The sequence below is a fragment of the Streptomyces sp. NPDC041970 genome (assembly GCF_055588985.1).
Window position 1 is genome coordinate 22,682 of record NZ_JBVJCD010000016.1, and the last position, 18,368, is coordinate 41,049.

15 protein-coding genes and 2 pseudogenes are annotated in these 18,368 nt (G+C 72.0%); 2 read left to right on the plus strand and 15 right to left on the minus strand.

What is annotated here, in order from left to right:
- Nucleotides 1-135: 135 nt before the first annotated feature.
- The 6 genes from ACZ6EJ_RS11305 to ACZ6EJ_RS11330 form a co-directional block, all read right to left on the minus strand.
- Nucleotides 136-1,380, minus strand: coding sequence for an arginine deiminase (locus tag ACZ6EJ_RS11305; RefSeq protein WP_469266327.1), 1,245 nt, complete (start codon nucleotides 1,378-1,380; stop codon nucleotides 136-138).
- A gap of 230 nt (nucleotides 1,381-1,610) precedes the next feature.
- Complete coding sequence (gene mmuM, locus ACZ6EJ_RS11310; RefSeq protein ID WP_469266328.1) at nucleotides 1,611-2,528, minus strand: homocysteine S-methyltransferase; 918 nt, start codon at nucleotides 2,526-2,528, stop codon at nucleotides 1,611-1,613.
- Between the two features lie 153 nt (nucleotides 2,529-2,681).
- Nucleotides 2,682-3,605, minus strand: a complete 924-nt coding sequence (locus ACZ6EJ_RS11315; RefSeq protein WP_469266329.1) for an LLM class F420-dependent oxidoreductase — start codon at nucleotides 3,603-3,605, stop codon at nucleotides 2,682-2,684.
- A 75-nt stretch (nucleotides 3,606-3,680) separates the two neighbouring features.
- A complete protein-coding gene (locus ACZ6EJ_RS11320; RefSeq protein ID WP_469266331.1) occupies nucleotides 3,681-4,181 on the minus strand; it encodes a DUF6099 family protein in 501 nt (166 codons plus the stop codon).
- A 122-nt stretch (nucleotides 4,182-4,303) separates the two neighbouring features.
- Nucleotides 4,304-4,663 carry a nucleotide pyrophosphohydrolase gene (locus ACZ6EJ_RS11325; protein ID WP_469266332.1) on the minus strand — a complete coding sequence of 120 codons (360 nt, stop codon included), beginning with the start codon at nucleotides 4,661-4,663 and terminating at the stop codon, nucleotides 4,304-4,306.
- 159 nt (nucleotides 4,664-4,822) lie between these two features.
- Nucleotides 4,823-5,227 carry a cell division protein SepF gene (locus ACZ6EJ_RS11330; RefSeq protein ID WP_469266334.1) on the minus strand — a complete coding sequence of 135 codons (405 nt, stop codon included), beginning with the start codon at nucleotides 5,225-5,227 and terminating at the stop codon, nucleotides 4,823-4,825.
- Between the two features lie 464 nt (nucleotides 5,228-5,691).
- On the opposite strand from ACZ6EJ_RS11330, the gene ACZ6EJ_RS11335 reads away from it, so the two are divergent.
- Entirely contained in the window at nucleotides 5,692-6,333 is a 642-nt protein-coding gene (locus tag ACZ6EJ_RS11335; protein ID WP_469266336.1) for a DedA family protein, read from the plus strand.
- 151 nt (nucleotides 6,334-6,484) lie between these two features.
- Here ACZ6EJ_RS11335 and ACZ6EJ_RS11340 read toward each other — a convergent pair whose 3' ends face one another.
- From ACZ6EJ_RS11340 to ACZ6EJ_RS11365, 6 genes are all read right to left on the minus strand, one after another.
- Nucleotides 6,485-7,018 carry a hypothetical protein gene (locus ACZ6EJ_RS11340; protein ID WP_469266337.1) on the minus strand — a complete coding sequence of 178 codons (534 nt, stop codon included), beginning with the start codon at nucleotides 7,016-7,018 and terminating at the stop codon, nucleotides 6,485-6,487.
- A gap of 135 nt (nucleotides 7,019-7,153) precedes the next feature.
- The gene (locus tag ACZ6EJ_RS11345; RefSeq protein ID WP_469266339.1) at nucleotides 7,154-8,221 is read right to left on the minus strand and encodes a FecCD family ABC transporter permease; all 1,068 of its coding nucleotides are present in this window, start codon (nucleotides 8,219-8,221) and stop codon (nucleotides 7,154-7,156) included.
- Complete coding sequence (locus ACZ6EJ_RS11350) at nucleotides 8,218-9,255, minus strand: FecCD family ABC transporter permease (protein ID WP_469266340.1); 1,038 nt, start codon at nucleotides 9,253-9,255, stop codon at nucleotides 8,218-8,220. Before ACZ6EJ_RS11350 ends, ACZ6EJ_RS11345 begins: the two co-directional genes overlap by 4 nt.
- Before the next feature lie 50 nt (nucleotides 9,256-9,305).
- Nucleotides 9,306-10,352, minus strand: a complete 1,047-nt coding sequence (locus ACZ6EJ_RS11355) for an iron-siderophore ABC transporter substrate-binding protein (RefSeq protein WP_469266342.1) — start codon at nucleotides 10,350-10,352, stop codon at nucleotides 9,306-9,308.
- A 297-nt stretch (nucleotides 10,353-10,649) separates the two neighbouring features.
- Entirely contained in the window at nucleotides 10,650-11,603 is a 954-nt protein-coding gene (locus ACZ6EJ_RS11360) for a hypothetical protein (RefSeq protein WP_469266343.1), read from the minus strand.
- 170 nt (nucleotides 11,604-11,773) lie between these two features.
- Nucleotides 11,774-12,619, minus strand: a complete 846-nt coding sequence (locus tag ACZ6EJ_RS11365) for a helix-turn-helix domain-containing protein (protein WP_469266418.1) — start codon at nucleotides 12,617-12,619, stop codon at nucleotides 11,774-11,776.
- Nucleotides 12,620-12,734: 115 nt separating this feature from the next.
- On the opposite strand from ACZ6EJ_RS11365, the gene ACZ6EJ_RS11370 reads away from it, so the two are divergent.
- Nucleotides 12,735-13,169, plus strand: a complete 435-nt coding sequence (locus ACZ6EJ_RS11370; RefSeq protein ID WP_469266345.1) for a hypothetical protein — start codon at nucleotides 12,735-12,737, stop codon at nucleotides 13,167-13,169.
- Nucleotides 13,170-13,254: 85 nt separating this feature from the next.
- Here ACZ6EJ_RS11370 and ACZ6EJ_RS11375 read toward each other — a convergent pair.
- The 3 genes and pseudogenes from ACZ6EJ_RS11375 to ACZ6EJ_RS11385 all read right to left on the minus strand — a co-directional run.
- Nucleotides 13,255-13,764, minus strand: a pseudogene (locus ACZ6EJ_RS11375) (IS5 family transposase); the annotation flags it as partial.
- Nucleotides 13,764-13,980 (minus strand): annotated as a pseudogene (locus ACZ6EJ_RS11380) (RHS repeat-associated core domain-containing protein); the annotation flags it as partial. The pseudogenes ACZ6EJ_RS11380 and ACZ6EJ_RS11375, both read right to left, overlap by 1 nt.
- A 495-nt stretch (nucleotides 13,981-14,475) precedes the next feature.
- Entirely contained in the window at nucleotides 14,476-17,760 is a 3,285-nt protein-coding gene (locus tag ACZ6EJ_RS11385) for an RHS repeat-associated core domain-containing protein (RefSeq protein ID WP_469266420.1), read from the minus strand.
- Nucleotides 17,761-18,368 lie beyond the last annotated feature (608 nt).

Consider the following 18,368-nt stretch of genomic DNA (forward strand, 5'->3'; position numbering starts at 1 on the left):
AGAACGGCCTCCCTCCGCGGCACCGCCGCGGCCCCTCCGCCCGAACCGAGCGGCCGTCGCTCCGTGCGCCGGAGGCGCGGGGCTGCGCTGTACCGCGCTCGGGCGCGGGGGTGCTGTACGGGGCCGCCGCCCGTTCTACGCCGGGCCGCCGACGGGGTCGCGTTCCACCGGGCAGCTCATGCAGCGCGGCCCGCCGCGTCCCCGGCCCAGCTCGCTCCCCCGGATCTCGATGACCTCGATGCCCTGCTTGCGCAAATAGGTGTTGGTGGTGGCGTTGCGCTCGTACGCGATGACGACTCCGGGCTCGACCGCGAGGACGTTGCAGCCGTCGTCCCACTGCTCGCGTTCGGCCGCGTGCACGTCCTGGGTGGCGGTGAGCACCCGGATCGCGTCGAGGCCGAGGGCCGAGGCGATGGCCCGGTGCATGTGCTCGGGCGGGTGGTCGGTGACCTTCAGCTCGCGTGGCCCGGCCCCCGGCTCGATGGTGTACGAACGGAGCATCCCCAGACCGGCGTACTGGGTGAACGTGTCGCCGTCGATCATCGTCATCACCGTGTCCAGATGCATGAACGCACGGCGCTTGGGCATGTCGAGCGCCACGATCGTGTGCGCGGACCCGGCGTCGAAGAGGCCGCGGGCCAGCATCTCCACCGCCTGCGGGGTGGTCCGCTCGCTCATCCCGATCAGGACGGCCCCCTCCCCCATGACCAGCACGTCGCCGCCCTCGATGGTGGAGGGGTAGTCGGCCTGCCCCTCGGACCAGTGGTGGAAGACGCCGGCCTGCGGACCGGTGAAGAGCGGATGGTGGCGGTAGATCGCCTCGAAGTGGACGGTCTCGCGGCGTCGGGCGGGCCGGCTCATCGCGTTGATGGAGACGCCGTCGTAGATCCAGGCGGAGGTGTCACGGGTGAAGAGGTGGTTGGGCAGCGGGCCGAGCAGGAAGTCGTCCAGGTCCATCACGTGGAAGCGGACGGAGGTCGGCTCGGTGTGCCGCTCCAGGTACTCCCGCTTGGTCATCCCGCCGACCAGCGCCTCCGCGAGCTCCTGGGAGGAGAACTCCTCGAAGGCCGCCCGCAGATGCTCGGTGGCGAGCGGCCCGTACTCCTTCTCGTCGAAGACGCGGTCGAGCACCAGCCGCCGCGCCACCGGGATGTCCAGGGACTCGCGCAGGAGGTCGCCGAAGAGATGCACCGCGACGCCGCGGTCCCGCAGGACGTCGGCGAACCCGTCGTGCTCCTCACGGGCGCGGCGCACCCACAGCACGTCGTCGAAGAGGAGCGCGTCCTTGTTGCTCGGGGTGAGCCGCTTCAGCTCCAGGTCGGGGCGGTGGAGTATGACGCGGCGCAGCCGCCCGGCTTCGGAGTCGACGTGGAATCCCATGCCTCCATCCTGACCGCGCGAAGCGCCGTTCACCCCGAGAACCTCGCGCGGATCGCTCCGCACGCGACGCCGGGGAACCCCGGCTCCGAGTGGCGGGCGCCCAGGGCGCCGACCGCTCCGGGCCCCGCGCCCTCCCCTGCCCGTCCCCCCGCCCGACGCGGGACGCCCCCCGCCCGACGCCGCCCGTCCGCCATTCGCCGCCCGCGCCGCCCGACGCCCCTGGCCCGTCGTCAAGGCTCCATCCGTCCGGCCAGCTCCGCGATCCGGTCCGGTCCCACCCGGCAGCAGCCTCCGACGAGCCGGGCCCCGGCCCGCGTCCAGGCCCGCGCCCGCCCCGGATCGAAGGTGCCGCGCCCGGTCCACCCCCTTCCGCCGGCGTCCCAGCCCTCTCCGCTGTTCGGGTAGGCGACGGCGGGTCGGCCCGTCACGACCACGGCCTGCTCCACGGCCCCCTCCACCTCGTCCGGCGCGCAGCAGTTGACCCCGACGGCCAGGACCGACCGCCGCCCGGCGGCGACCGCGAAGGCCTCGTCCAGCGGCTGCCCCGCACGGGTCCGGCCGCCCGCCACGCTGTACGAGAGCCAGAACGGCAGCCCCGTCTCCTCGGCCACCGCGACCAGCGCTTCGGCCTCGTCCACGTCCGGCACCGTCTCCAGCGCCAGGGCGTCGGGCCCCGCCTCGGCGAGCGCCGCCACGCGGGGGCGGTGGAAGCGCCGCAACTCCCGCGCGCTGAGCCCGTACCGCCCCCGGTACTCGCTGCCGTCCGCGAGCATCGCCCCGTACGGGCCGACCGACGCGGCGACCCACCCCTCCCGCTCCGGGTCCGCCCGGCGCACCGCCTCGACGGCGCTCCGGGCCAGGCCCACGCTGCGGGCGAGCAGCGTCCCGGTCCCGGCCCGGTCGATCCCCCGGCGGGCGAACCCCTCGAAGGTGGCCTGGTAACTGGCCGTGATGAGCACCTGCGCCCCCGCCCGGAGGTAGGCCAGGTGCGCGGCCGCGATCTGCTCCGGCGCGTCGGCCAGCAGCCGGGCCGACCACAGCGCGTCGGACAGGTCGCAGCCCTGTGCCTCCAACTGCTGCGAGAGCCCGCCGTCCAGGAGCACCGGCCCGGCGGCCAGCGCGTCGGCGAGCGTACAGCCGGTGCTCACGCCGTCCTCCTTCTCCCAGCCCACGCCGTCGGACGGGTGGGGCACGCCGGACCGGTGTCGCGGGGCCGATGGAAGCCGGCCCCGTCGCTCGGCCCCTCCCGCCCGAGCCCCTGGTCGATCAGCTCGCGTCAGGTCAGGTCAGGTCAGGTCAGGTCAGGTCAACTGGGACTGGATCCGCGAGGAGATCAGTTCCAGATGGTCCAGATCGGCCAGGTCCAGGACCTGGAGGTAGATCCGGGACGAGCCGATCTCCGCGTACCGGCCGATCTTGTCGACGACCTCGGCGGGCGAGCCCGCCAGTCCGTTCGCCTTCAGTTCCTCCACGTCCCGGCCGATGGCCGCCGCCCGTCGGGCCACCTCCGCGTCGTCCTTGCCCGCGCAGACGACCAGCGCGTTGGAGTACACCAGCTCGTCCGGCGCGCGCCCCAGCGCCTGCGCCGCGGCCCGGACCCGGCCGAACTGCTTCTCGCTGTCCTCCAGCGAGGCGAACGGGATGTTGAACTCGTCCGCGTACTGCGCGGCGAGCCGCGGGGTGCGGACCGCGCCGTGGCCGCCGATCAGGACGGGCACCTTGGCCTGGGCGGGCTTCGGGAGCGCGGGCGAGTCGGTGAGCTGGTAGTACGTGCCGTCGTAGCTGAACGTCTTGCCGACCTCCGTCGCCCACAGGCCGGTGACGATCGCGAGCTGCTCCGCCAAGCGGCCGAACTTCTCCTTCGGGAAGGGGATGCCGTAGGCCTTGTGCTCCTCCTCGAACCAGCCCGCCCCCAGCCCCAGCTCGACCCGGCCCCCGGACATCTGGTCGACCTGGGCCACCTGGATGGCCAGCACGCCCGGAAGCCGGAACGTGCCGGCGGTCATCAACGTGCCGAGGCGGATCCGCCGGGTCTCGCGCGCCAGTCCGGCCAGCGTGATCCAGGCGTCGGTCGGTCCGGGCAGCCCGTCGCCGGAACCCATCCGGAGGTAGTGGTCCGATCGGTAGAAGGCGTCGAAGCCCAGGTCCTCGGTGGCCCTGGCGACGGTGAGCAGTGTGTCGTAGTCGGCCCCCTGCTGGGGCTCGGTGAAGATGCGAAGGTCCATGCCTCCATCCTGCCCCTCCCCCGCCGGGTCCCTCTCGGCAACCCGGCCGACCGCCCTCCCCGCCCCCGCGGCCCTTCAGGGCCCCGCCGCCGTGGGGGCGGGGCCGCGTATGCCGCCGTAGGGGCTGTCGCGCTCCCGATCCCGATCGGCCAGCCGTTTGAGCATCCCGTGGACGCGGTCCAGCGATTCGTCGGCCGCGTCCATGGCTTCGATGCACTGCCAGTACAGGCCGTCCTCCCCCGTGTCGCAGGCCACTCCGACGAGCGCGATCCCGGCCTCGCCCAGCAGCAGCGCCAACTCCGCCAGCGTCGTGCCCACATCGGCGATCCCGGACATCTGGCCGGCCCTGGCGCCACCGGAGAACACCTTCGGATGGTCCAGCGCCGAGCACCCGCCGCCGATCTCACCGAGGGCCCGCGCCTCTCCCCGTAACTCGATCGGGCCGCACAGCGCCAGCCGGCTGCCGACCGCTCGGGCGAGGGCCTGGGCCTGCCAGGCCTCCGCCATCACGTCCAGCGCGCCCCGGCTGTCCGCCAGAGCCCGCCGCCCCGTCTCGATGAGTCGCTCCGCTTCCATGCTTCCCCCGTCCGTACGAAAACCCGCTCACCTCATTCATTACCCACAGTGAGGTAGACAGCACCGTAAGGCCAGAGGAATTCGGAAATCTGTGGACACTAAGTCGACTGTGGACAACTTCCTCACTCCGAAGAGTGACGATGCGGTTGATCGGGAGCGCTCGGGACGGGGAAGCGACTCTCGTTCCGTTCCATCTTGGCCGTCAGAGCCGCCACCGGGTCGACGCCCAACACCTCGCAGAACTGGAGGAGATAGGCCAGCACGTCGGCGACCTCGTCGGCGACCCGATGGGCCGCCGCCGGGTCCTCCATGACCCTGGACGACTCCTCGGGCGTCAGCCACTGGAAGATCTCCAGGAGTTCGGAGGCCTCGACGCTCAGAGCGGCCGCCAGGTTCTTGGGGGTGTGGTAACGGCCCCAGTCCCGTGCCGCCGCGAACGCGGCCAACCGCCGTTGGAGTTCCGCCACATCGTTTTCTGCCACCGCACAGGTCTACCACCGCGCACACCCCGGCCTCCCCTGACCCCGTGGATCACCACCGGACAGGCGCCCGCCCCGCCGTGCCGAGCCTGCCCGGCCGTCGGGGGGACGGCGGGCGGCCGGGGGCGGACCGTGTCGGTCGCCGCCCCCGGCCGCCGCGTCCTAGGACTGGGCGAGACCGGCGGGGGTGACCCCTTCGACCTCCATGCCGGCCGGCGCGAGCAGGAAGACGTTGCGGTCGACGCGGTGCATCCCGCTGCCGAGCCCGAAGACCACGCCACTGCTGAAGTCGAGGATCCGCTTGGCCACGTCCGATTCGGCCGCCGTCAGGTCGAGCAGCACCGGGACCTGGGCCACCAGGTACTCCGCCACCTCGCGGGCGTCCGCGAAGACCTGCACCCGCAGCACGACGAGTCGGCGCTGTTCGGCGGCGCGCTCGTCGGGGACGGTGCGGTGGTCGATGCGGGACGGCCACTCGTCGCGGCCGCGCAGGGGTACGACCTGGGCGAGCCCCTCCCACTGTTCGTCGGTGGCGTCGTATCTGTCGTACCGGTCGTACCTGCTCACAGGGCCACCCCGTCCGTCATCCGGTTGGGTTCGCGCCGGCTGCGCTCACTGTTCATCGGGCAATCCTCTCGTCCCTCACCCGTTCGGCGTACCAGCGACACGGCGAAGAGCCCGTCCGTGTCGCCCGTGCCGCCTCTCACCCGCGGCCGGCTCTCTCCGCCGCCGTCCTCGCACCGCATCCCGCGGAAGGTCCTGTTCGTCGCCCGTGACCGGACAGCGGTAAGCGTCGCACAGCCACGGCGGCGGCCGTTCCCCGCCCGCCCCCGTCGACCGGGCCCTGCTCGATTTTGTTTGCTGACGGCGCGCAACGCGCAGAAGCCTCCAAGAGAGGTCCGTCGGAGTCGGGGACGGACCGGCCCCGCCGCCTCCACCCGCCCGGTCGGCCGGAACCCGTCCTGGGAGATCATGGGCGCACCGGGCGCGCCCGCCCCCGCTCGTCACCGAACCGATCCCGGAGAGCCCTCATGCATCTCGTACCGTCCGCCGCCGGGGCGGAACCGCAGGGCGGACTCGTGGGCTGGGCCGTCGGGCTGGTCGAGACGTTGGGCGGCCCCGGCGCGGGGCTGGCCATCGCGCTGGAGAACCTGTTCCCGCCGCTGCCGAGCGAGGTCATCCTGCCGCTGACGGGGTTCGCCGCGTCGCGGGGCGTGCTCAGCCTGGCCTCCGCCCTGTTCTGGACGACGCTGGGCTCGCTCGTCGGCGCGCTCGCGCTGTACGGCATCGGAGCCGCCTTCGGCCGGGAGCGGGTGCACGCCCTCTGGGGGAGGCTGCCGCTGGTCAAGCCGTCCGACCTGGTGCGGACGGAGGAGTGGTTCGCCCGGCACGGCACCAAGGCGGTCCTGCTGGGCCGCATGGTGCCGGTCTTCCGGAGCCTGATCTCCGTGCCGGCGGGCGTGGAGCGGATGCCGCTGCCGGTGTTCGTCGCGTTGACGACGGCGGGCAGCCTGGTGTGGAACAGCGTGCTGGTGCTCGCCGGCTACTGGCTCGGGGACCAGTGGGACGTGGTCGGGACGTATGTCGGCGTCCTGTCCAAGGTCGTGCTGGCCCTGGCCGTCGTCGCGCTGGCCTGGTACGTGGTGGCGCGCGTCCGGGGCCGCCGCCGCTGACCCGCACCGCCGGGCTGGACCCGGCGGGCCCGCGCGGTCGGCCCCGGCGGCCGGGCCCGGCCGCACCGCTGGACGGCGCCGGGGCGGCCGGGGCCCCCGTCTCGGCGTTCTCGCCGGTCGCGGCCCCGTCCGCCCGAGGCCGTGCGCCGCGTCAGGACTCCTCGAAGTAGACGTCCAGGACGGCCTCCAACTCGGCCGGCCAGCGCTTCAGCTCGCTGCGGCTCCCGGCCTCGACCTCGGCGTTGAACCACCGGCGGCTCGACAGGTGCACGGTCACGGTGAACCTGCGGCCGAACCGGGCCGGGGTGATCTCCACCGCCCCGATCTCGTCCCAGTCGAAGTCGGCCTCCTGGTCGTCCAGCCGGAACCGGACGCCTTCGCGGGCCGCCCGGATCGAGCCGCGGCGGTCGCCGACCTCGAAGACGGGGCCCTCCTCGCCGCCGGCCCCCTCCGCTTCCGCGTCGGCGTCCGCAGCCGGAGCCGGACCCGCGGAGGCCGCCGTCGGGGCGTCGGTCTCCGCGTCCACGACCGGGCCGGCCTCGGGCTCCGCTGCGGCAGCGGCCTCCGGTTCCGGATCGGGCGTGCGGGACGCGGCGGGCGCCGCCAGTCCGGGCAGGGGGATGAACGCCGGGTCGGTGCCTGCGGCGAACTCGGGCTTCTTGTTGGACTCTATGCTCTGCTCCACGGCGGGCAGTATGGTCCACGAACCTGTACGTGACCAGTCGTCACCCTCCCGGTCGCCCTGCGTGTCCGTCCCGGAGCGCCGCGCGCACCCGCCGGCCCGGCCGGGAACGGCCGCCGGGACCGCACCGGACCGCGGCTACAGCAGGCCCTTGCGCCACTCCCGTACCAGCAGATAGCCGAGGTAGGCGCCGCCGATAGCCATGGTGTAGATCCCGACCGGCAGGTCGTCGAAGAGGGGCAGTTGCTGGGAGCAGAGGTCGGCCAGGACCAGCAGCAGGCCGCCGGTCAGGGCGGAGAGCAGCAGGTGCGGCCCCGAGGCGCGGGTGAGGCGCTTGGCGATCTGGGGCGCGGTCAGGGCGATGAAGGCGATGGGGCCGGAGACGCTGACGGCCGCGGCGGAGAGCGCGATGGCCAGGAGCACGGCCAGGGTCTTGGCCTTCTTCGGCTCGGAGCCGAGCCCTTCGGCGATGTCGTCGCCCATCTCGCCGATGTCGAGCCGCCGGGAGATGAGCGCGGTCAGCGGGGCGACCGCCAGCAGGACCAGCCAGATGGTGGTGGCGTCGGTCCAGGAGCGGGCGGTGAGGCTGCCGTTGACGTACGCGGTGAGGACGGAGGCCTTGTCGCGCTCCAGGGCGTAGACGACGTACTGGGTGACGGCCGCGCCCATCGCGGCGACCCCGATTCCGGCGATGACCAGCCGGGCGGGGTTGCGGAAGCCGGTGCCGGTGGAGACGTACACGAGGGCCATCGCGGCGACCGCGCCGAGGAGCGCGCCGACGGCGACCGGGACCGTGTCGGGGAACATGAGGGCGCAGATCGCCGCGCCCGCGCCGGCTCCCGCGGACAGCCCGATGACGTCGGGGCTGCCGAGCGGGTTGCGGGTGACGGACTGGAACAGGGCGCCGGAGAGGCCGAGCGCCGCGCCGACGCCGATCGCGACGGTGAGGCGGGGGCCGCGCAGCCGGTTGAAGACGAAGCGGTCCTTGCCCTCGGCGTCCCCGAGCAGGGCGGCGGGCAGGTCGGCCGGGTCGATGCCGAGGCGTCCCCAGGTCAGCGTCGTGACGGCCGCCGCGACGAGCAGGACGAGGAGTGCGGCCCCCGCGAGCAGGGGGGCCCGGCGCATCGGGATCGCCACGGTGCGGCCGATGACCAGGTAGCCGCGGGGGGCCTTGGCGGCGGGGGTCCGCCGGGCTGCGGTGTTCACGAGGCGCCCCTCATTCTGCGTACGGCGATGAGCAGCGCGGGCGCGCCGACGAAGGCGGTCACGACGCCGACCATGAGTTCGGTGGGGCGCATGACGACCCGTCCCACCACGTCCGCGAGGAGCAGGAGGGTGGGCCCCAGCAGGGCGGAGAACAGGATCTGGGCGCGGAAGTCGACGCCGACCAGGGCCCGGACGACGTGGGGGACGGCGAGGCCGACGAAGGCGATGGGGCCGACGGCGGCGGTCGCGGCGGCGCTGAGCAGCGTCGCGGCGAGGAGTCCGCCGCCGCGGGTGCGGCCGGGGTGGGAGCCGAGGGCGACGGCGGTGGCGTCCCCGAGCGCCAGGGCGTTGAGGCCGGGGCCGAGGGCGAGGGCGAGGAGGAAGCCCGCGACGGCGAAGGGGAGGACGGACCAGAAGACGTCGAAGTCCCGTCCGCCGAGCGCTCCGACGACCCAGTAGCGGTAGCTGTCGAACACCTGCGGTTTGCTGAGGGTCACCGCCTGGATGAACGCCATCAGCACGGCGGTGAGGACGGCCCCCGCGAGCACCAGGCGCACGACGCTGGACCCCGTGCCGGCGGAGCCGATGACGTGGACGAGCACGCCCGCGACCAGCGCGCCGGGCAGCGCCCACCACATGGTGTCAGCGGCGCCGGAGGCCCCGAACCAGGCCGTGGCGGCGACGATGCTCGCGGAGGCTCCGGCGTTGATGCCGAGGAGGCCCGGTTCGGCCAGCGGGTTGCGCGAGACGCCCTGCATGAGGGTGCCCGCGACCGCGAGGCAGAGCCCGGCCAGAACACCGAGGGCGGTCCTGGGGTAGCGGCTCTCGACGATGACGGCGACGTTGGCGTCGGCGCTGCCCCGCAGGACGTCCAGGACATCGCCGAACGAGGTGCTGCGACTGCCGAACATGACGCTCGCGCAGAGGGCGAGGGCGAGCGCCGCCGCCCCGGCGAGCAGGAGGAACGCCGACCGCGCGGCGCCGGTACGGGGGGTGCCGGCGCCGCTCGTCGGTGCGACCGTGGTGGTTGCCATGAGAGTGCAGTGTGCCCTGTGGCCTCGGGGGTGCGGGTACCCGGCCGGGGTTACTTGCCGGCGGTCTTGACGGCCTCGTCGATGATCGGCAGGTAGCGCTCGATCGTCCACGGCACGGTCAGCGGGTTGATGATCGAGGAGGCGGTGACGAAGGAGTTGTCGTTGCTCGCGACGACGGCGCCCTTCTTGACCGCGGGGATCTCGGCGTACAGCTTCTGGCCCTCGATCTCCTTGCGGTTCTTCGCGTCCGTGTAGAACGTGAAGATGAGGTCGCTGTCCTTGAGCTTCTCGGCGTTCTCCAGGCCGATGAGGGCGGAGTCGGTGCCGGGGGTCTCCTTGAAGGTACTCACGACCGGGTCGACCTTGAGGCCGAGCGAGGAGACCATCTTGACGCGCTGCTCCTCGGGCTTGAAGACGCCGAGGGTGCCGGGGCCGGAGTTGTAGATGTACGAGAAGGTGACGTCCTTGTAGTTCGGCCGGGTGGCCGCGGCGTCGGCGAGCTGCTTCTCGATCTTCGTCTTCAGGCCGTTCGCGTCCTCGGTCCGGCCGAGGGCCTTGCCGATGATGTCGATCTGCTGGTCCCAGTCGGTGCTCCACGCCTGGTCGGGGTAGGCGACCGTGGGGGCGATGTCCTTGAGGACGTCGTACTGCTTCTGCGTGATGCCCGACCAGGGGGCGAGGATGACGTCCGGCTCCAGCTCGGTGATGGCCTCGAAGTCGATCTCCTCGCCGCCCGTGAACTGCTTGGGCAGCTTGTCGCCGGACTTCTTCACGGCCTCGTTGATCCAGGGGAGGTAGCCGGACTTGTCGCTGCCCCAGGGGTAGCTCTCGATGCCGACCGGGGTCTGGCCGAGGGCTATCGCCGTCTCGGCGGAGCCCTGGCCGAGGGTGACGATGCGCTGCGGCTTCTCCTCGATCTTCGCGGTGCCGAGCGAGCTCTTGATCGAGACGGGGAAGGCGCCGCCCTTCGCGGCGTCCCCGCCCCCCTCCTTGCCGCCGTCGCCGTCCGAGGAGCAGCCGACCAGGACGACGGCGAGGGCGACGGCGGTGGCCGAGGCGGCGAGGGTGTGGCGACGCACGCGAGTGAAGCCGAGCATGGAGGGTCCTCAGGTTTGAACGAGCGAGTGAAGGTTAGGCTAGCCTAAGCCAGGGTCCGCCGTCGTCAACCTCCCCCTCCTCCTCCGTCTCGCGCGGGACCGCGGCCTCGCCGCACGCCGCGCCCGCGGGGCACGGCGCGCGGTCCGCGTACCGGCCCCGGAACCAGGGAAGTCGACCCCCCGCGGGCCGGGCGGCCCCCTTCGAGGGCGACCGGGGCCCGCGCCGCCCGTGCGCCGATCGTTATGGTTCCGCCACGCGCGAGCGCCGCCCGCGCCCGCCGAAGGCGTGGCGGGCGGTCAGTGCCCGTGCCCGCCTTCGGGGGTGGCCTTCCCGGCGGCGGGCTCTCCGGCGTGGAGGGTGAAGGCGGCGGTGCGGACCTTCCCCTCGTGGCGGAAGTCGAGGAAGAGGCGGTAGGCCCCGGTGCTGGGGGCCGTCGCGGTGAAGGAGATCTCCGGCCCCGGCTTCGTCCGGCCGTCGCCCGGCTCGCCGTTCGGGTGGACGTGCAGATAGGCGAGGTCTCCGGAGCGCAGGGCGACGAGGTGCCCGTACGCGCCGAGGTACGGCTGGAGGTCGGTGACGGGCCTGCCGCCCTTCTCCACGCCGAGCTTCAACTGGCTGCCCGCTCCGGGGCGGAGGGCCCCGTCGAGCGTCACCTCGTACCCGTCGACGGTCACCGTCCGCGCGGCGCGCGGCAGCGGCTCGGGCCGGGCGTCGCCGGAGGCGGAGAGGTCCGCGCCGAGGGTGAGGTTCTCGGCGTTCTCCACGTCCGGGGTGAAGTCGGCGAAGACCCGGTAACCGCCCGCCTCGGGCAGCTCGACGGGGGCGGACCACGTGCCGTCGGCCGCCCGGACCGGGTGCAGATGCCGGTACGTGGTCAGGTCGCGGGAGGCCACGATCAGGTGCAGCTCCTTGCCGTGCTCCCGGCGGAACGCCGTCACCGCACGGGACGTGGCCTCGTTCACCACGGTGAAGCGCAGCTCGGTGGCCCGGCCCGCCTCGACGCGCGGTGTCGCGAGGTCGAGGGCGAAGCCCCCTTCCGCGACCTGGAGCCCGCCCGGCGGTTCCGCCGCCCCCTTCTCCGGCTGACGCCCCTCCATCGCGGGGCCCTCCGTCGCGCTGTGGCCGTCGTCGTGCGGGGACGACTCCGCCGGGGCGACCGCGGGGTCCAGGACGTCGCCCACCGCGTACGCGGACCCGAAGGTCGCCGCGAGCGCGGCGGCGAAGGCGGTGACCTTGAGACCGGTGTTCATGACCCACTCCCTCGTCGGGGCCGCCCGATCGCGGCCACACCCCCGACGATACCCCCTGGGGGTATGAAGTCAAACGATGAGGGCGGCGGGGCGGGCGCGCAGCGCCCTGCACCCCTGGGGTATGCGGTGCCCGCCGGCCGGTGCACGGAGGCGCGGCGCGCCCGGCCCGGTCAGGCGGTCGTCCGGCCCTCCCCGTTCATCGCCGCGAGGGTGTGCAGCAGGGCGTCGGTCCGCTCGTCCATCGGGAAGAACGACTCCACCGCCAGCTCCGACAGCGTGACGTCGGCGGGGGCTCCGAACGTGGCGATCGTGCTGAAGAACGCCATGTCGCCGAGAGGGGTGCGGATGCGCAGCGGTACGACGATGCCGGTCGGGTCCACCGGGCCGGGATCCGCACCGGGGCCGGCGGCGAGGCTCGGGTCGGGGACCGGCGGCGGGTAGGCCGACACCTCCTCGTACAGCTCGCGCAGATCGCGGTGGCCGGTGGCGTTGACCTGGTGTTCCAGCCGGCCCAGCGCGTGGGCGCGCACCTGGGGGAAGTTCAGGCAGCGGGGGGCCAGTCCCTCCGGGTGGAGGATCAGGCGCATGACGTTGCCGCCGGACTCCGTCAGACGGGACGGCACGGAGTCGAGCAGGAGGGACATGGCGTCGTTGCGGTCGACGATGGACCACATGCGGTCGATCGCGGCGGCCGGGTAGGGCTCGTGGCCCGCCAGCATCGCCCGCACCGCTGACCGCACCATCGCCATCCGTGCGCTGTCGAGCGGGGACTCCCGGTAGGCGGGGGCGTAACCGGCGGCCAGCAGGAGGCCGTTGCGGTCCCGCAGGGGGATGTCGAGGTGGTCGGCGAGCCGCAGGACCATCTCCCGGCTGGGGCGGGCCCGGCCCGTCTCCACATACGAGAGGTGCCGGGTCGAGGAGTCGGCCCTCAGAGCCAGGTCGAGCTGGCTGAGCTTGCGGCGCCGTCGCCACTCACGGAGCAACTGGCCTATGCGGGGCGGGTCCTGGGAGTCCATCACTCCACCCTTCCACACCGGTTCCATGACCTCGGAGGTCATGGATGTCGCGGCTGGGCCCGTGCCACGGTGGCGTCTGCCCACCACCCCCATCCCCGCCTTGGAGGAGCCCGTGATGACCTCTGCGACCTCTCCCGCCGTCGCGACCGCCCCCGTACGGGACGCCGCCCGGTTCCTGCGCCTGGTGCTGCGCGTCGACAGCGTGAGCACCGCCGTCATGGGCGTCGCGATGGCCGCCGCCGCCGGCCCGCTCGGTTCCGCCACCGGGATGCCGGTGGCCTTCACCGTGGCGTTCGGGATCTTCCAGATCGGCGGCGCGGTCGTCCTCGCCCTGGTCGCCGGCCGCCCGGTGATCCCACCCGCACCGGCCAGGACCGTCGTCGCGGTGAACGCCCTGTGCTCGGCGGGCTGCGCCGTGACGGCCTTCGCCGGCTTCCTGCCGCTCACCGGCTTCGGGGTGGTGTTCCTGCTGATCGGCGCGCTGATCGTGGCGGTGTACGCCTCGCTCCAGTACGCCGGGGTGCGGCGCATGACCTCGACGGCGGCCTGACCGGCCGCCAGGCCGGCCCCTCTCCGTCCGAGCGGGGAGGGACGGGGGCTCGCGATGCGCTCCGCCCTGGGCGCTGTCCGGCGGATCACGGGCGGAGCCACAAGTGGACTGCCGCTGCGGTGACTGCGCCGTGGAAGACGTAGACCCTCTTGTCGTAACGGGTGGCGACCGCACGGGAGTTCCTGAGTCGGTTGATGGTCCGCTCGACCTCGTTGCGGCGTCGGTAGTGGCCGCGATCGAAGCCGGCGGGTCTGCCGCCCGCGCTGCCTGTGCGGCGGCGGTTGGTCCGCTGGTCCTTCGGTGCGGGGATCGTGTGCCGATGCGGCGTCTTTCGCACGGAGCGGCGATTGCGGCGGGAGCTGTAAGCCTTGTCGCCGCTGACGTGTTCGGGCCGGGTCCGGGGCCGCCCGCCCAGCGGGCGGGGGACTCGAATCCGGTCCAAGACCTCGATCATCTGCGGGGCATCACCCCACTGACCTGGAGTACTCAGAAGCGCCATGGGGCGACAGCCGCCTTCGCCGGCGAGGTGGATCTTGGAGGTCATGCCGCCCTGGGACCGTCCGAGTCCCTCGTCGGGGCGGTTGTGCCGGTGCAGGGGTCTGGGGTGGTGAATCGGCCGAGGTTGGGGTCGTAGTAGCGGGCCGCGAAGTGGTAGAGCCCGGGTGGGGTTCTGGCACCCGCCGGCGAAGCGGTACGGCTGCGGGATCTGCTCCGTGGTGGTGGCACGCTCGACGCCGCGAGGACTGTACGCGTAGGTGTTGGCCCTCGTGCCCGCTTCGTCGGCCAGGGCGATCACCGATTCATGACTGTCGTATCTCGCCGATCAAGAACTACCCCTCCCCCTCCGTACCACCGCGAAGGCCAGCAGAGCCACCCCCAGCAGTCCCATGCCTCCCAAGAACAGATACATCTCATCACCTGTCTGTACGCCGGCCACCAAAGCCGCGATAGATATCACAACGCACACGACAGAAAATACTTGTAGCTTGCTTTTATCGTTCATATGCAACCTCCACACTCGATATCCGTCATGCCTTCTTGCCGGAATCTGTCCACGCCCTCTCGCCCTCGCGCGAGCTCTGTCGGGGGGGGGGGGGGGGGGGGGGGGGGGGGGGGGGGGGGGGGGGGGGGGGGGGGGGGGGGGGGGGGGGGGGGGGGGGGGGGGGGGGGACCGTACCCCCCCCCCCCCCCCCCCCCCCCCCCCCCCCCCCCCCCCCCCCCCCCCCCCCCCCCCCCCCCCCCCCCCCCCCCCCCCCCCCCCCCGACAGAGCTTGTGGGCTGACGAGCTATCGGTGCCATCCCACACTCATCCGTAGCTGACGATGTCCATGCCGGCATAGCCCATTGCGCCACCAACCGCGCAACTGGCAGCTACCGCGCCTACCGTTCCGACTGGGCCACCGAGAACGCTTGCCGTCTGGATGATTCCCGTTTCGGCTGCGGCACCGAGGCCACTGATGCAGCCGACAGCGGCTCCCACCTTATTCTCGTGATCACTCAGGAAGTCTCCTGCCTTTTGCAGCCATCCGAGACCTGAAGGGTCGATGTTGTTGACGGGGTCGCCTGCGGCGTAGAGGTAGGGGTTCTTCTCCTGGCCGGAGGGGTCGGGGGTGGTGAAGCGGCCGAGGTTGGGGTCGTAGTAGCGGGCCGCGAAGTGGTAGAGCCCGGTGGGGTCCTGGTAGCCGCCGGCGAAGCGGTACGGCTGCGGGGCCTGCTCACTCGTGCCGGCGCGCTGAACGCCGCGCGGGCTGTACGCGTACGTGTTGACCTTGGCACCGGACTCGTCGGCCAGGGCGACCACCGAGCCGAGGGCGTCGGTCAGGTAGTAGTGGTTCTTCCCCCCGCGGGTCATGGAGTTCAGGGTGCCCCCGGGTTCGCGGTTGAATCCCGTGTCCACACCGGCCGTTGAGGTCGCGGAGAGACCGAGCGGGCCGTTGTGGAAGAAGGTGTCGCCCAGCTTGACGCGCTCGGACTGGTCGGTGGAGCCGTACCGGCCCGCGTATGTCTGGCCTCCGGTAGTGATCGACGTCATCTGCGAGTAGTCGCTCCACTTGACCCCGGTGCGGGCGTCCTCGGGAGTCGACGCCCCTGCGGTCTCGTTGCCGATCCGGTCGTAGGACCAGCCGACCGTGGAGCCGTCCTTCGCGGTGATCTGCTGGGCGTCGTTGATCGTGTAGGTGGTGCCGCGCGGGCAGCCCTTGTCCACGCCCTGGGAGGTGAGGTTCCCCGCGAGGTCGTAGCAGTACTGCCAGGAGGAGGTCGGCGTCGCGCCCTTGTTCTCAGCCGCGTACGAGAAACGGCCGGCGCTGTCGTACGCGTAGCTCGTCTTCGTGCCGGCGACCGCGTCCGTCGTGGTGCGGATCTTGCCGCCGTCCTGACCGTCCTGGCGGGCGTAGGTGTAGGCCAGGTCGACCAGAGTGCCCTTGGGGCTGGTGGCCTTGATCTTCTCCGGGCGGCCGGACTTGTCCGGGGTGACTTCCTGGACGGTGCTGCCGGGATAGGTGGTCCTGGTCCGGATGCCGTTCTTGTTGTACGCGTACGTCGTGGCCTTGCCCTGGGGGTCCTTCAGCTCGGCGAGCTTGTTGACCTTGTCCCAGGTGTAGTCGGTCAGGCCCGCCGGGTCCTCGTAGGTGTCGACGTTGCCCGCCGGCGTGTAGGCCAGCACCGCCTGCGACCCGTCCTGGAGTGTGCGGACGGTCTCACGGGAGAGCGGATCGAAGGCATACCGCACCACACCCGTCTTGTCCGAGCGCTGGATGAGGTTGCCGTCGCCGTCGTACTCGTAGGTGACGTCCAGGTAGTTGGAGGAGTCGACCTTCTTGACCCGGTCGCGGTGGTCGTAGTCGTAGGTGATGGTGATGCCGCGGGCGTCCTGGGCGAAGGAGACCCGGCCCAGGTCGTCGTAGGTGTAGGTGGTCGTGCCCAGCGGGGCTGGGGCCTTGACCGTCTTCAGGTTGCCGCGGGCGTCGTAGGTGAACGTGGTGGAGACCGACTTCGACGCGGTCATCTTCGTGGTGACCTTGCAGACTTGGCCTTCGAAGCCACCACACGTGGGGGTGGCGGGGTTGTAGTCGAAGGACTGGTTGCCGCCACTTGCGCCCTCGACGGCGACGGATTTGGTGTTGCCCGCCGTGTCGTAGGTGTAGTTGGTCTTCTCGTCGTCCGCCGTCGTCAGGCTTCCTGGGAGGTCGGCTCCCGCGATCGTCTGGTACCCGGTCACGCTCGCGGTGGCCCCGGTGGGCAGAGTCGAGCCGGTGGGGTTGTTGCGGGAGTCCCACCCGTAGGTGGTGACGTTGCCGCCCACGCCGCCGACGCCCATGGCGTCGGTGGCCTCCTCCACGTTGCGGTTGGCGTCGTACTTCTTGGACCGCGACTGCTCCAGCGCGTCGGTGACCTTCGTGACCAGGCCGTCCGCGTCGTGGTCGTACTTCGTGGACTGCTGCTCCGGGTCGGTGACGGTCGTCCGGCCGGCTGCCGAGGGGGAGGTGGCGGAATAGGCGTAGGTCCAGGTCGGGCCGGTGTGGCCGGCGCCGTTCAGTTCGGTGGCCCGGAGCATCGAGGTGACGCGGTTGTGGGCGTCGTAGGTGAAGACCGTGACCCGCCCCTCGGGGGTGGTGATCTTCGTCAGGCGGCGCGAGGGGTCGTAGCCGAAGACGGTGGACTTGCCCTCGGTGTCCGTCGTCTTCGCCAGGTCGCCGGCCGGGTTGAGGTCGAAGACGGCGGTACGGCCGGTGTGGTCCTTGGCCTGCCACTGGTTCGGGTAGGTCTTGACCAGGTCCACCCACCGCCCCGAGCGGGTCTCGGTGAGCTTGAACCCTTTGTGTTCCGAAACCTCGTCGTGCTGGGCGACGGTGATGGCTCCGTTGTTCTTGTCGGTCACCTTCGTCAGCGTGCCGTGCTCGTCGTAGGTGTCCTTGGAGCCCGACTTGCGGTCGGTCAGCGTGTACGTGCCGTCCGCGTTCTTCCTCAGGTCCTTCGAGTAGCCCTTCGGGGTGGTCAGCGCCCCGCCGGCCTCCTTGGCGAAGCGGACCGTCGCCCCGGTGGCGTCGTACAGGACGACCTCGTCCGCGTTCGACAGGTTCAGGTAGCGCTCGTACTCCTGCCACCACCGCTGCGACACCTTGCCCCACGGGGCGTCCAGCGAGTTGTAGGTACGGGCCAGCCGCAGTTTCTGCCCGACCCCGGCGATCTCGAAGTCCGTGCCCGCCAGCATCAGGTTGCCGTTGGAGTGGTTCACGCGGGCCACCAGCGCATCGGTGACGCGGAAGTCGGAGATCTGGTGCCAGGGCACCGACCCCTGCCCCTCCGGGACGTACGCCGATAACGCGTCGGCCGCCGACCCGCGGGCGGCCTGCCGGACCGGCGCGTGCGGAACGCCCGTCTCGGCCCGCTCTCTCTCCTTCTCCAGCCAGGCGGTCTTCTCCTGCGAGGGCGCCGCCTCCACCTCATTGCCGGTCGGCTTGTTGGAACCGACCCGCACCGGTGGGATCTCCGCCTTCGGCCCGTACGAGCCCCATGCCGAGACCGGGGCCGGAGCCGGGGTGCCCGGTGCGGCCAGCGCCGGGAGCGCGGAGGCGCCCAGCGCTGTCACGACCAAGGCAGCCGTCAAAGTGCCTCTGGGAGAAGTACGGGCACGCCGAAACGGTGTGCCGGAAACACGCGAAACCATGCGATCCCCCCACGGGATACGAAGAAACGGTGACCTCTGCAGTCACCGGAGCACCACACGCTGCCACGGGTCCTTCACGCGGCACGAGTGCGTCCCCGAACAGAAATGCGTAAACGTGTGAGAACGAGACGTCATTCTCGACCGGTTCATCCCGAATCAGGATCTCGGGCGGTCCTTTCTTTCCCGATGACAACTGTTTCGGCGTCAATGAATCGGGGCCAAAAACCGACCACGCAAACCATCGCCCCTCACGCTCGAACGCACGCTTTACCTCGAACGCACGCTTTACTAGGACCAGGCACGGCGCGGGCCTTCTGCGACACCAGCAGACCGGTCGGCACCGCGAAGTCGACCGCATCATTGAGGACCTCGTCGGCGGCGCGGGCACCGCCGACCTCGAGCTCGCCTACCAGGTCGACGGCACCGCTGGACCGCGCCGACATCGCACGGCGACCTCGTCGCCCGCGCTCGACAGGTCGAGAACGACGGACTGATGCACCGAAGCGGCAAGAACCGCGCCTATCTGCGCC